Source organism: Ulvibacterium sp., assembly GCF_965228935.1.
GTDB lineage: Bacteria > Bacteroidota > Bacteroidia > Flavobacteriales > Flavobacteriaceae > Ulvibacterium.
In genome coordinates, this window is the sequence record NZ_OZ245846.1 from 1,716,067 (window position 1) to 1,730,084 (window position 14,018).

The following is a 14,018-nucleotide window of genomic DNA, read 5'->3' on the forward strand; positions in this document are numbered from 1 at the left end:
GTATCTACCGGATGCTTTTCGAAATTAGTTAAGGGAAGCGGCTTTTCCCTCCGTACCACTGGCATTAATAGCCCTAATGGTATAGGAATCTTTTCCCGACGATTCTCCAATATTGAATTTGGTTCCATACACTTGACGGACAAATTCACCCTTGTTATAGACGTTATAACCCACGACCCAGCTACCTTTTGTGGAATCGGTGGAAGCTTCCCAATGGATACTATTTTCCCCATCCTTTGAAACTAAACGTACATTTTTTGGGGTAGTTGGGGGAGAGGTATCCAAATCGGGAACTGCACCCATCATCAATGCCTCGATTTCGGCAGCTATGGCATCATCTTCCCTATTTTTTTGAATATGTCCCTGTTTTCTATCAATGCTTGGATCCCAAATACATTCCCCATTTTTGGATAAGGTAATCTTGCCATTGGTATACGCCGTATAGTTATTGGATTCACCTCGAATTGCATAATGCAGGGCACATTGATCATTGCTGTGGCGCGAAATGTCGTCCGCACCGCCACGATATTCAAAGTGACGCTCATAGCTTTTACGGACAACATGATTTTCCGGAAGCTTCTTCAACCCCTGCCCGGTAATGACGTTGCCATTGTTGGCATTGTAGTAATCCCCGTTTCCATTTTCCCAACCTGAGGCCATAAAAGGTGCTGGGCAATTCTCGATGACATAACGGCACATCCGATTTCGTTCGGGTCTTAAGCAGGACCAGTCCGTATAGGAACACAGCGCATCCGCCCCGCCCCAATTGGTACGATCCAAGCCTTTGTTATTGAGAAAGTTGCCGCCCATGGTTGCTACCAACTTCACTTTTTCACTTACCAGTTCAACTCCGGTCTTGTCACTAAACTCGTCCGGGCCGGATTGCAGTAGACCATAAAAGTTGTGCATAGTCCCGATGATGACGACCGTAATACTGGTGTCCTTGGCACTCTCCAAAATTTCACGATACAGTTTTACCCCATCCAGGGAATCCTCCCAATTCTTTAATTTCCGGGGATAGTCCTTGGCAATATGATAGTCGTAAGTGTTTTCCGTAGCGTGAATTTTTTTGGCATATCCTTTATAATCGCCTACGGGAATGGCCTTTCTATTGTAGAAATAATTGATAGAACTAATACATAAGGCGGATTCTTTTTGATCGGTGGAATTGATGATGGCCAAGATATCGCATTCCCCTAGGGTGGCCATGGTCTGAAGCATGGCAATACAACCTACATCATCCGGATCAAAGGAAGGATCCGTATCCAAGATAACTTTTTCCTGGGCACTTAACCCAAAGAATGAGAGCGCTAAAACGAATATAAATATGAGATTCTTCATAGAAGTGGTTTTTAGAAATTCCCTAGCATAAAAGCCTCAAGTTCTTTTTCCATTTGAGGGATATCCTTGTCAAGTACTAAATAGGAGTGATTGGAATTTGTCGATGGCTTCCAGATATTGCCACCAGCCTCATCTGCTATGCAAATACCATCCGAAACTTTATGCCAATAGTTTCCCAAACCGTTTCGGATCGCGAACAAAACAGCGGTTTGATCAAATGTAGCATTGTCGATGATCTTCCCTTTGAACAAATGATTCATCCAGGGGGCATGTTTACTAAAATGGAAGAAGCCCAAATAAAGTGGGGAGTCTTTGGGAAGGTCATTGAATACTTCACCCGTTTTTATTTGGGAACCCAATTCGGCTCCTGAAAAGGTTATGGGCAAGGTGAGGTTTTCCAGTACATATTTCGTGACACCGGGCATATTCCCATTAAAATTCCATTCATCCTTACTAGTTGGGAAATTACCGCCCATGATTACAAATTCCTTGACCTTGGTATGAATCAATTCCAAGCCGTTAAGGGGGGAGAAGGCATCAGGCTTTGAATCGATCAGTTTTTTAATGTTCATCAAAGGTCCCACGGTAATTAGTACAATACTTTGGTCTTCACTTCCGCCCAGTAATTCTCGATATAATGCGGTAGCATCAGGAGCGTTGTTATAGGTTACATCATGTTTTAGGTTGTCTGCAATAACCTTGCTATGGTTCCATGGGGTTTCATGGGGAGTATCCTTTCTTAATCCAATCGGGATATCTGGATTGCCATAATAGGTGTTTACCGCGTCAATAGCACTTACCGCATATTTTTCCACATTCCAGCACATAACCGCTAGAAGCTCAATTTCACCTTTGTTTTGAAAATGATTGAGCATGGCCAAGGCTCCGAGATCATCGGCATCGGCACCAAAATCGGTATCAAAAATGATCTTGGTCTGGGGAAAAACAGCAGGGATCCACAATAGAAAAAGGATATAAATAGAAAGTTTGGTTTTCATAGGTGTATTGATTTTACGGATTCTCGCTCTATGAAATTGGGTTTTAGCATCCGGTTTTCTGCGGTTTCACCGGACATAAGCTTAAATAAGGTCTCTACGGCTACTTTACCAATATCCTGCATGGGTTGTTGTATGGCCGTAAGGGCGGGGGATAACAATTCAAAATAGGGTTGTTCGTCGAAGGCGATTAGCGAAATATCTTCCGGAATATGTAAGCCGGCTTCCTTTATAGCTTTCATAGCCCCTAAGGCAATTTGGTTGTTCAACGCAAATATTGCCGTAGGACGATTCCTTTTTCGAAGTAGTTCCTGGGTAGACTCATAACCATTTTGGATACTATAACCGGAACCGGAAATCTGAATGAATTTATCCGGGATTGTATGATCTTCCATTGCCTGGCGATACCCAAGAATTCTATTTTCGTTTACCGAAGTATGCCATAGCCCTTGGATACAGGCTATGTTTTGATGCCCCTTTTGAATCAGGAATTTCGTTGCGGAATAAGCACCTTGGTAGTTGTCCGTAGTGACAAAGGGAATGGCTTGGTCCTTGAAATAACGGTCGATCAACACTATAGGAATTTTGGAATTTTTGATAAAATGGTCACATTTTTTACCTACGGGCGCCACCAAGAGACCATCGACTTTTCTGCCCAAAAGAAGATGTAGGGATTCCTTTTCCAAGCTGGTCTTGTCCTTGGTATCGCATAACAGGATCATTTTATCTCTTTTTCGGAGTTCTATTTCTACTGTTCGAGCGAGGTTGGCAAAAAAGGGGTTGCTAATGTCCGGGATGATCAGCCCTATGGTATTGGTTTCTTGTAGACGTAAATTACGGGCAATTTGATTAGGCGCAAATTGATGTTTCCTTGCCCCATCCCTAACTCTTAGGGCGGTCTTTGAACTAATCCGGTATTTTTTTTCTTGACCGGTAAGGACACGGGAAACCGTAGTTGTGGAAATATTCAGTTCCTGTGCCAATTCCTTTATGGTCATAGTTTTTCAATTGAATTCAAATAGTTGCGCAATCGATTGTGCAAATATACAAATTTTTCATGACTAATACGTATCACCAAAATCGGAATAGTCCCAAATACTATTTTGTAAACGTTTAAAAGCGGATATGCTTTAGGAACTTTTTTGGATTCCAGTTCAACCGGCCGGCTTTGAAAATTCAAGATTACGATCGTTTTCATTAAGCCGTATCCGATTTTCACACTAAGACTTTTTGAAAGTGTCTTGATGGATTTGGGATTGAATTTGTATCACAAGAAATAACCGAGTCTAATACCACCATAAATATTCCGGTCATTCCCTGGATAAAAATAGCGTGGTTCGTTACCACCAAAACTTCCTGCATTGATTAAGACGGATTGGGCATATCTTGTATTTGCGATATTGTTCATTCCAAAATCCAGTCCAAGGGTCAATTTTTGGAAAAGTGTGGTACGATATCCCAATCTTGAATTAAAGACATTGAAGCTATCGCTATAGACGGTGTTTTCATCCCTAAGTGAAATTTCATCCACAAACTGATGGGTGGTATTCCAGTAGAATCCGGCTCCCCATTGTAGCCTTAAGCCTGAATTGATGCGGTGCTTGGGTACCCCGGTCAAAGGATTTCCCGAAAAGTCGTCGTCCCCATCCACAAAGTCCACAAAACTATGGTCGCTAAAAGTGTAATTGATAAAAGGGGAAATGCGCAGTTTTCTGGAAATATCCCAGTCATAATTCATTTCCAGATCCAATCCCTGATGTTTGGTTTGCCCCGCATTCCTACCCACAAACTGGTCATCTCCCACTCTTTGGGCCACCAATAGATTTTTAATATCCATTCGATATAGGGCCACATCAATGGTCAACTTTTTATCCGCAAGGGCCACCAATGTCCCCACTTCATAATTGGTTCCTGTTTCTTGGGCGATATCCGGGTTAATGACACCGTCCGGAGTCAACGTTTCCTCTAAACTGGGGTTCGAGAACCCCCGACTTATATTCGCGTATACCTTTTGCCCTGATGCAAATGCATAGTCCAGATTAAGACTTGGCATTACAATAACCTTAAAATCGCGTTCCGCACTTGTGTTCTGGGCACCTGAATTGAACAGGTCCTGAAAATCATAGTTAGTCTTATTGATGTTTAGTCCTGCCTGGACTATAAATCTATTGCCCAATGGAACAGTCAACGCACCGAACCCATTGAATTGCCTTCGGAACTCTCGGTTATCACTCAGTCTATCGCCTTGTAGGCTGCCGTTACCATTATTCTCTTGATACAGGTTCTCAAAAGTTCCCCAATGGTATTCGTCCTTATACAACTCCCCACCAAAGGTATATTGGGCGTTTTGCCCTCCGAGATCGAAGCTTCCCAAAAATCGTGTCCGAAAACCATAGCCATTGGTAAACTCATCCAAAATATTGAACGGTCTGGGTTCAAAGTGGTCCAAATAGGTATAGAAGATACTCGTATTGTTTTCTAACTTGTCCGAAAATTTATGATTCAAGGACAAGCCCAACAAAGTATAATTGTTGGTTTCGAAACCTTGTGAGGCGGCCCAGGTAAAGGCAGCTTGGGTAGGATCTTCATCAAAAGCCGTTTGACTAAGGGAACTCGGAATCTGTGCCGTGTAGTCAATGTGGTTTACCAGTAGCGAAATGGTATTTTTTTTACTGATTTTCACGGAAGTGTTCAAAAGAAAGCCATCCCGCTCAAACCGATTGTTTTCCCGGTAGCCATCTGTTTCCATATGGCCGTAATGAAACCCTAGGGATAGTTTTCCTTCCTTATGTAGAAAGGAGAGGTTGTTTTTCAGGAGCGCGTAAGAACCTACGGTAAAATTGTTCCGGAATTCCGTGGACTCTTCCTTTCGTTCCCTTGAGTCAAGGATTATGGCCCCACCCAAATTGGTTCCAAAAGCGACTCCCTTAGGACCTTTTATGACCTCAATGGCAGCGAGATTTTCCAGGTCAAATGCTTCAATGGTGGAGAAGCCTGTACCGTTGGTAACCGGTATATCGTTGTAATATAAGCGTAGTTTGTCCGTACCGAATGGAGTCCGTGCACCCACCCCACGGATGGTAATCCTATTGGTATTCAAGGCTCCGGAAAGAATATAGACCCCCGGAATTTGATTAATGGCCGAAACCGCGTCGATGGGACTATAGTTTTGGAAAACTTCTGGCCCAATGACACGGGAGGGGACGATTCCAACAGCATTTTTAATTCGGACACTGTCCGTAAGGACTACTTCGTCCAAACGGGTCACACTATCTTTTTGGGCCGGTTCCTGTGACCAAACCAAAAATGGAAAACATAAAAGCACGGGAAATAGAAAGGATACCTTCATTCATTATGAATCAAGGTTTAAAATTAGGGATTAAAATCGAAATCCGACCGATAGACCAGCTCTATACATAAAAGAATCCTGAAAATCCTCCGGATTTATATTTCTACCGAACCCTCCGTTTATTTCCAAACTAAAACGTTGGCTGCGGGTAACCCACTTATTGCCAATACCAAAACCGAGGGCCAAAGTGCTGTAATCATTGTTTCGGATACCCAAAGAATCTGAATCCACTTCGTCCTCGCCGGTATAATACAATCCAAAAGCCTCGGCAAAAAATCCACTTCTTGGCCCAAAACCAAAATAGGCCCTAAAATTTGGGCCTATGCCAAAATTACCGTTGTAATCCTCAGCGTCGCCATCAAAATACAATGTGCCCCCTATACTGATGTCCTCATTAAGGAAGTATTCATAGGAACCTTCGGCCGCGGCTGTGACCAAAAAAAGCCCTATGTTAAACTTTATTTCATGGTCATTGCCCAACGGAGGATAGGCTTGGGCGTGCATGGCGCAAACACTTAGAAATAGAAAGGAAAGGAATACATTTTTCATAGGTCAAAGCTAAAGGATCTTGAAAGTAAATCAAATCGCGTTCCAAAAATGCATTCCGGATTCTAATGATGGGAATAGCACTATGTATTTCCTGTAACATTCCTTAATTTCGGCCCAAATATTTCATACATGAAGATAGTTTCGTATAACGTAAACGGTATCCGAGCCTCACTGAACAAAGGTTTTTTGGAATGGTTGGGCACTGTAGACCCCGATGTGGTCTGTCTACAGGAAATAAAGGCCCAGGAAGATCAATTGGATCTGGAACTCTTTGAAAAGGCCGGATATTCCCATAACTATTGGTTCAGTGCCCAAAAGAAAGGGTATAGCGGAGTAGCTATTTTATCCAAACAAAAACCGGATCATGTGGAATTTGGTACGGGAATAGATTATATGGATTTTGAAGGAAGAAACCTAAGGGCGGATTACAACGGAGTCTCCATCATGAGCCTATATCTTCCATCCGGGACCAATTTGGCCCGTTTGGAACATAAGTTAAAATACATGGCCGATTTTCAGGAGTATATCAATGGATTAAAAAAAGAATATCCGAATTTAATAATACTTGGGGATTATAACATCTGTCATCGGGCCATTGATATCCATGATCCGGTACGGAATAAAAATGTATCCGGGTTTTTACCTGTGGAAAGGGAATGGATCGGCAATTTTATGGACAGTGGATTTATCGATAGCTTCCGTCATTTTAACCAGGAGCCCCATAATTATACCTGGTGGAGTTATCGGGCCAATGCCCGAAACAACAACAAAGGTTGGCGGTTGGATTATGGTCTGGTAAGTGAGCCGTTAGGGAATCGTTTGAAGCGTTCCGTAATTCTATCCGAGGCAAAACACAGCGATCACTGCCCCATTCTTGTGGAATTGGAAAATTGACGCATAGTTAAACTGCAAAGGCATTTTAATTTGTAAATTTGGGCTTTTAAAAAATCGCCAAGCTTAGGATGAAATATACTACCTTAACACATACCGATATCGAAGTCAGTAAAATTTGTTTGGGCACCATGACCTGGGGCAAGCAGAATACGGAGGCCGAGGGGCATGAACAAATGGATTATGCCTTCGATCAGGGCGTTAATTTTTTTGATACCGCCGAATTGTATCCCATACCTCCGCATGCCGACCGGTATGCGGATACCGAGAAAATAATTGGCACATGGTTTAAAAAGTCCGGGAACCGGGACAAAATTGTTTTGGCCAGTAAGATTGCCGGAAAAGCGGAATTCACCAAGTTTATCCGTACCACTGGATTTACAAGACAGTCCATTACGGAGGCCTTGGAGGGGAGTTTAAAGCGTTTGCAAACCGATTATATAGACCTCTACCAATTGCACTGGCCGGATCGAAATACCAACTATTTTGGCAAAAGGGGATACGCCTATGATGTTACCGATCATTGGAAGGATAATATCCATCAGGTATTGGAAACTTTACGCGACTTGATACGTGAAGGAAAAATTCGTCATGTGGGACTTTCCAACGAAACACCCTGGGGCGTTATGCGTTATCTGGAAGAAAGCAAGGTGCACCCAAGCCTACCCAGAATGATTACCATACAAAACCCATACAGTCTATTGAATCGTTTGTTCGAAGTAGGTAACGCGGAGGTATCACATCGGGAAAAAATAGGCTTGTTGGCCTATTCCCCCTTAGGCTTCGGTACCTTAAGCGGAAAGTACTTGGGTGGGATGCAACCGGCAACTTCGAGGATTACCCTTTTCCCCAATTATACGCGGTATACAGGGGAAACTGCTGTGAAAGCTACGGAAAGATATCATAAGTTGGCCCAGGACAACGACCTGTCCATGGCACAGATGGCCTTGGCTTTTGTGAACACAAGACCTTTTTTGACCAGCAATATTATTGGGGCCACTTCCATGCGGCAATTGAAAGAGAATATAGCAAGTATTGATGTGGACTTAAGCGATGCCGTTCTTGAAGGTATAGAGAAAATCCACAATACGATTCCGAATCCGGCACCTTAGGTGTTACCCGAACAATCGGCTTATTACATCTTCGATTTTAGAAACCAGTTGAATTTCAATTTGGGTGTTTTTTAAACCAATTTTATTCCGTTTGGAAACATAAATTGTAGAAAAACCCAATTTTTCAGCTTCCAGAATACGCTGTTCCACGCGTTGTACCGGCCGTATTTCCCCGGCCAAACCGATTTCAGCGGCAAAACAGATACCTTTTTCTATGGGGATATCAATATTGCTGGAAAGAATGGCTGCAATTACGGCCAAATCTATGGCCGGATCATCTATGGAAATGCCTCCGGTGATATTTAGAAAGACATCTTTAGCTCCTAATTTAAAACCGGCCCGTTTTTCAAGTACCGCCAAAAGCATATTCAAACGTTTTGCATTGTAACCTGTGTTGGAACGTTGGGGCGTACCATAGACAGCGGTACTTACCAAGGCCTGGATTTCAATAAGCAAAGGTCGCATTCCCTCAACGGTAGAGGCAATGGCCGTACCACTAAGCCCTTCTTCATTTTTTGAAATTAGGATTTCCGATGGATTGCTTACTTCCCTGAGTCCATTTCCCTGCATTTCATAGATGCCCAGTTCTGCGGTGGAGCCAAACCGATTCTTTAAAGCCCGCAGAATCCGATACACGTAATTTCGGTCACCTTCAAATTGGAGCACCGTGTCCACCATATGTTCCAAGATCTTGGGGCCTGCTATGGAGCCATCCTTGGTAATATGGCCGATTAGGACAACAGGGGTATTCGTTTCCTTGGCAAATTTGATGAGTTCGGCAGTACATTCACGAATCTGTGAAATACTACCTGCAGCTGATTCAATATAGTCCGAATGCAGGGTCTGTATTGAATCGATGACCACAATATCCGGTTCCAGGGCCTCGATTTGCTGAAAAATCAGCTGGGTTTTGGTTTCTGTGAGGATGAAGCAATTCTTGGTATCAGGATAGATACGATCTGCTCGCATCTTGATCTGTTTTTGGCTTTCCTCGCCAGAGACATAGAGTGTCCTATAGGGGAGTTTTAGGGCAATTTGAAGTAACAATGTACTTTTGCCCACACCGGGTTCTCCACCTAAAAGCACCATGGAACCGGGTACCAGCCCACCGCCCAATACCCTGTTGAATTCTTGGTCATATACATCTAGACGAAGCTCACGCTCCGTATTTATTTCGCTGACCCGTAAAGGTTTGGCGACTTTTTTTCCAGGGCTTCTGCTCGTTTTCCAGCCACTTTTCTCCTCCTTTTGAATGACTTCCTCAACTACGGTGTTCCATTGCTTGCAGGAGGTACATTGTCCCACCCATTTAGCGTACTGGGCACCACAATTTTGACAGAAATAGGCAGTTTTTGTTTTGGCCATTCAAAGTAGTTTAGATCGGCCTTAAAGGTAGCAAGAAGTTTGAAAATGGTTATTTTATAAATGAAGTTCGAGGCTGTAAAGGAATTTAATAGTTCAATTTAACTTGGACTCAGAGCAACTCGACTCAAGCCAAGTTCTAACCGAAAAGCACTAGATTCCTTAATATCCAAAATCCGCTTTGAGCGCATCGATTTTCTCCAAGGCCATTTCCTTGGTAAGAAAGTCGATTTCGTCCATACCGAAGGCCTTTTCAAAGGTACGCAGGGCCTTTTTCGGCTCACCTAATTGCTCATAATATTCGCCTTCAAAATAAAAGCCCAACATGGTATCCGGGAATTCTTTTTTACAAAGGTCAGATAGGGATTTTAAGGACTCAAGATCTTCTTTTTTCCGGGTTCCCGCATAAATGGCCATAACATCATTGAGTTCCACAGCTTTTCGGAATCCAAAAAGGTTTTCTATCATGGTGTATTTGTCTTCCAAGTATTGGTAGACCGGTTCCTCCGATGTCAATATCTTTTGCTTGTACTCCTGTGGACTTATCGGTTTGAATATGTCAAAGGTTCTGTCCCATGCCTTTCCCAGTCCATATGTGGCTATGGAAACTTCATTGGCCTCGGGATATTGGTCAAAGAAATAATGGAAGGACTCCTTATTGATAACTTTAAGCGCCCGATCCATTTGGAGTACGGTTTCATCCGTTTTTCCTTCAACTATAAGATGATAGAATATCTTCTGTTTTAGGACATTTAAACGTTCCGGAACCCTAGTTTCCATTTCGGGGGCCAACGAAGGCGAGATACTTATATAGGCATTGAACAATGAATTTTCCTTAAAAAGCCAATAATTTTGGAAATTCGCCGTAATATCATATCCAACGATCATCTTAAATGGAGCCGTATTATAGTTCAGGTCCAAATAGGCGATAAGTTCCATACCCAGGAATTCGAAGAACTTTTTCCCTTTTTCCGCAGGAAGTCCTGTAGTTTCCTCAAAAGCACAATCTTCCCAACGCAAGTCGTCCTTGCTTTGATGGATGCCTACAACAATGGATTCTGGCATACCCTGGAAAGTACTATAGAATTTTGCTGTGGCGACTACCTGGTCAAATAGGTAGTCCCCATCCAATACCACAATGAGCGGATATTTTTTTTCTTCCGAAAGATTTTCAGGGAAATAGTAGGAAACGTCCCTTCTTTCCTGGAGCTTAAAAGATTCGAAAATCTCTTTAGTCACCTGGGCATTGACACTAAGGCATATCAGTAGGGTAAGCGTAAGGATAAAACGTTGCATAAGGTGTTTTTTGGTCCGTAGAACAGGTTACCGGTTTCTGTTCCATAACGGTAATACCAGAAAAGATATTGCACCAAAAATCACGATCATGAGGTTTTGCGCCGTCCACATGATCCACCCATAAGCGTCCCCGGAGGTTTTGCTTATTCCAAAAAAGGACAAGGCCGCAGTCACTACAATAGGGAAAAGGCCTAAGCCGCCGTTGGTGGTTGCCATCGCAAAAGCTCCTGCCACAAAGGCAACCAAAAGGGCTCCCAAAGAAAGGTTTTCAGTTTCTGGAACCGTAAATTTTATGACCCAGAACATACCAATATAACACCCCCAGATAAGCAGGGTGTGAAATATAAAGCTTCCTTTCCGTTTCATTTTAAAAATACTCAAGATCCCATCCAAAAGACCTTTCAAAAAAGCCTTGATTTTCATGGCAAAAGCAGAGGTGGACTTTCTGATAACCCTGATGGAGACAATAAGCCCCAGGACACCGGCTGCTATCAAGCCAATTGAGCCTGCCAACCCTATTCCATTTTCTTCAAGAATACCTAATATTATTTCGGCTTGGAACAAAAATGCGGTCAGTATTACCAAAAGCAACATGATTACATCAATGATCCGTTCGGTGACTATGGTGCCAAAACCTTTTTCAAAGGGAACCTCCTCATAGGTATTCAAGGCGGTAGCCCGTAATATCTCGCCAGAACGAATAATCAATAAATTGGCAAAGTAGGAAATTAGGATAATAAAAACGTTATTGATGATTCTTGGTCGATACCCCAAGGGCTCTAACAAATAGTTCCAACGTATTGCCCTGGACACATGGCTTACTATACCTATGAATATGGACAGGCCTACCCAAAACATATTGGCTTCCTTTATATGTAGGATAATCTGTTCCCTGTCTTCCGGTGAAGTACTGGCATAAGAATACCAGACCAAAAAAACTCCCAAGGATATCGGGAGTATGGTTTTTAGTATTTTTTTTAGCTTGCCGTTCAAGATCAGTTTAACAGATTGTTCGCCTCATTGGGAAAGATCAATGCCGGATTAAAGTTTTTGGCCTCTTCCAGGCCCATCCAAGCATAGGTTATTAATATCAATACATCCCCAACAGCGACCTTTCGTGCCGCGGCACCGTTTAGAGTAAGTTCGCCGCTACCTCGCGGTCCCGGAATGGCATAGGTTTCCAGTCGTTCCCCATTGTTGTTGTTGACAATCTGCACCTTTTCGCCACGGATGATATTGGCGGCGTCCATAAGGTCTTCATCAATGGTAATACTCCCTATATAATTAAGGTCGGCACCAGTGACCTTAACACGATGAATCTTGGATTTTACAACTTCTACCTGCATATGACAAAGTTAGTTAATTCAGGGCTATGTTATCTATAAGCCTAACCTCGTCGGCATAAACGGCTATAAAGGCCCTATATTTTCTATTATCTTGTTTTCTTTTGATGGGCATCAACGTTTCCACATCCGTAATTTCAATATATTCCAGCTTCAGATTAGGATGTTCTTTAAATTGATTTTTCACCCAGTCCATTATGGACTTAGCACTTTCCGTGCCAAATCTCTTTTTGGCAGTCTCCAGTGTTTTATAGATAAGACCGGCTTCTTTTCTAAGTACGGGGGATAGCCTTTCGTTTCGCGAACTCATAGCAAGCCCATTGGGTTCCCTGACAATAGGACAGCCTATGATGTCTACCGGGATGTCCTTGATTTCCACCAGTCTTTTTATAATCTGCAATTGCTGAAAGTCTTTTTCCCCGAAATAGGCCTTAGTAGGATTTACCAGTTTCAATAAGACCTCGACCACTGTGCCTACTCCGTTAAAATGGCCATCCCTAAACGCCCCTTCCATTACTTCGTCCAAACCATTGAACTGATAGGATGTGGAGGTGACCCCATTTGGATACATCTCCTCAACGGGGGGGGCAAAGACAATAATCTCACTAGAAAGTTTTTCCAAAATATGGATATCCTCTTTTAAGCTTTGAGGATATTTTTTCAAATCCTCCTGGTTGTTGAATTGGGTGGGGTTAATAAAAATGCTGACAACGGTGGTGTCGTTTTCGGAAATCGCTCTCCGGATCAATGATGCATGGCCATGATGCAAAGCACCCATGGTCGGGACAAGCCCAAGAGACTTCTCATTGCCCAATGGTAAAAGATGTGATTTGAGCTCTTTTTCAGTTTTTAATACTAGCATTGTCTTTACGCTAAAGGCCAGCAAACTTACTATAATTACGGCTAATCTGCATAATTTTTGTAATTTTGCGGCTACGCTTGTCCGATAAATAAAATACGACTTTTATGAATGGTAAAAAGATATTGTTCGTATCTTCAGAATTAGTCCCCTACCTACCAGAGAACGAAGTTTCCCTAATGTCTTATGAAGCGCCAAGGATGGTCAACAGCAAAGGTGGCCAAATACGTATTTTCATGCCGAGATACGGTAATATCAACGAGCGTAGACATCAATTGCATGAAGTAATACGATTGTCCGGTATGAACCTGGTCATCAATGATATGGACATGCCATTGATCATAAAAGTGGCTTCCATTCCGAGAGAGAGGATACAAGTATATTTTATTGACAATGACGAGTATTTTAAGCGAAAATCCACTTTTACCGACGAAAACGGTAACCTTTTTCCCGATAATGACCAACGTGCTATTTTCTTCGCTAAAGGAGTTGTGGAGACCGTTAAGAAGCTAAATTGGTCCCCGGATATAATTCATGTGCATGGTTGGATGGCTTCTTTGTTGCCACTTTATCTCAGGGAGTACTATGCGGATGAACCTCTATTTGCGGATAGTAAAATAGTAACATCGGTCTATGGTAGCAGTTTTGAAGGAGAATTGGATGAGGGAATGATGGAGAAAATCGCCTTTGACGGTGTACCTGAGGAGAATATAAGTGCTTTGAAAACCCCCGACTATAATAATTTGTTAAAAGTGGCGGTAGATTATTCGGATGCCGTTATTTTAGCCGCGGAAGAAATTCCGGAAGATTTGTTAAATCACGTTTCCAACCTTCAAAAACCCGTGTTACCTTATGTTTCCTTGCAAGAATTTGAAGAGGCATATGCTAATTTTTACAACACACAAGTTTTAAAGTAATCCT

General features: G+C 42.6%; 13 protein-coding genes. 3 read left to right on the forward strand and 10 right to left on the reverse strand.

Features of this window, described 5'->3' with window-relative positions:
* Positions 1-24: 24 nt before the first annotated feature.
* From ACO06Y_RS07100 to ACO06Y_RS07120, 5 genes are all read right to left on the reverse strand, one after another.
* Entirely contained in the window at positions 25-1,341 is a 1,317-nt protein-coding gene (locus tag ACO06Y_RS07100) for a hypothetical protein (RefSeq protein ID WP_422083137.1), read from the reverse strand.
* A gap of 11 nt (positions 1,342-1,352) precedes the next feature.
* A complete protein-coding gene (locus ACO06Y_RS07105) occupies positions 1,353-2,339 on the reverse strand; it encodes a nucleoside hydrolase (protein WP_422083138.1) in 987 nt (328 codons plus the stop codon).
* Positions 2,336-3,334 (reverse strand): LacI family DNA-binding transcriptional regulator, encoded by a 999-nt coding sequence (locus ACO06Y_RS07110; RefSeq protein ID WP_422083139.1) that lies wholly within the window; start codon positions 3,332-3,334, stop codon positions 2,336-2,338. Before ACO06Y_RS07110 ends, ACO06Y_RS07105 begins: the two co-directional genes overlap by 4 nt.
* Before the next feature lie 269 nt (positions 3,335-3,603).
* Entirely contained in the window at positions 3,604-5,685 is a 2,082-nt protein-coding gene (locus ACO06Y_RS07115) for a TonB-dependent receptor family protein (protein ID WP_422083140.1), read from the reverse strand.
* 30 nt (positions 5,686-5,715) lie between these two features.
* Positions 5,716-6,234, reverse strand: a complete 519-nt coding sequence (locus tag ACO06Y_RS07120) for a hypothetical protein (RefSeq protein WP_422083141.1) — start codon at positions 6,232-6,234, stop codon at positions 5,716-5,718.
* Between the two features lie 129 nt (positions 6,235-6,363).
* Here ACO06Y_RS07120 and ACO06Y_RS07125 point away from each other — a divergent pair, with 129 nt between their 5' ends.
* Complete coding sequence (locus ACO06Y_RS07125; RefSeq protein WP_422083142.1) at positions 6,364-7,128, forward strand: exodeoxyribonuclease III; 765 nt, start codon at positions 6,364-6,366, stop codon at positions 7,126-7,128.
* Positions 7,129-7,196: 68 nt separating this feature from the next.
* Positions 7,197-8,237 (forward strand): NADP(H)-dependent aldo-keto reductase, encoded by a 1,041-nt coding sequence (locus ACO06Y_RS07130; protein ID WP_422083143.1) that lies wholly within the window; start codon positions 7,197-7,199, stop codon positions 8,235-8,237.
* Positions 8,238-8,240: 3 nt separating this feature from the next.
* On the opposite strand, the gene radA is transcribed toward ACO06Y_RS07130, so the two are convergent.
* From radA to panC, 5 genes are all read right to left on the reverse strand, one after another.
* Positions 8,241-9,602 carry a DNA repair protein RadA gene (gene radA, locus ACO06Y_RS07135; RefSeq protein ID WP_422083144.1) on the reverse strand — a complete coding sequence of 454 codons (1,362 nt, stop codon included), beginning with the start codon at positions 9,600-9,602 and terminating at the stop codon, positions 8,241-8,243.
* A 159-nt stretch (positions 9,603-9,761) separates the two neighbouring features.
* On the reverse strand, positions 9,762-10,895 hold the full coding sequence (locus ACO06Y_RS07140; RefSeq protein ID WP_422083145.1) for an alpha/beta hydrolase: 1,134 nt from the start codon (positions 10,893-10,895) through the stop codon (positions 9,762-9,764).
* Positions 10,896-10,922: 27 nt separating this feature from the next.
* Complete coding sequence (locus tag ACO06Y_RS07145) at positions 10,923-11,888, reverse strand: lysylphosphatidylglycerol synthase transmembrane domain-containing protein (protein WP_422083146.1); 966 nt, start codon at positions 11,886-11,888, stop codon at positions 10,923-10,925.
* A 2-nt stretch (positions 11,889-11,890) separates the two neighbouring features.
* Positions 11,891-12,241 (reverse strand): aspartate 1-decarboxylase, encoded by a 351-nt coding sequence (gene panD, locus ACO06Y_RS07150; RefSeq protein WP_422083147.1) that lies wholly within the window; start codon positions 12,239-12,241, stop codon positions 11,891-11,893.
* Positions 12,242-12,254: 13 nt separating this feature from the next.
* Positions 12,255-13,100 carry a pantoate--beta-alanine ligase gene (panC, locus tag ACO06Y_RS07155; protein WP_422083148.1) on the reverse strand — a complete coding sequence of 282 codons (846 nt, stop codon included), beginning with the start codon at positions 13,098-13,100 and terminating at the stop codon, positions 12,255-12,257.
* Positions 13,101-13,204: 104 nt separating this feature from the next.
* Between panC and ACO06Y_RS07160 the strand changes: the two genes are divergently transcribed.
* Positions 13,205-14,014: a glycogen/starch synthase gene (locus ACO06Y_RS07160; RefSeq protein ID WP_422083149.1), complete on the forward strand. Its 810-nt coding sequence runs from the start codon at positions 13,205-13,207 to the stop codon at positions 14,012-14,014.
* The last annotated feature ends 4 nt before the right edge of the window (positions 14,015-14,018 follow it).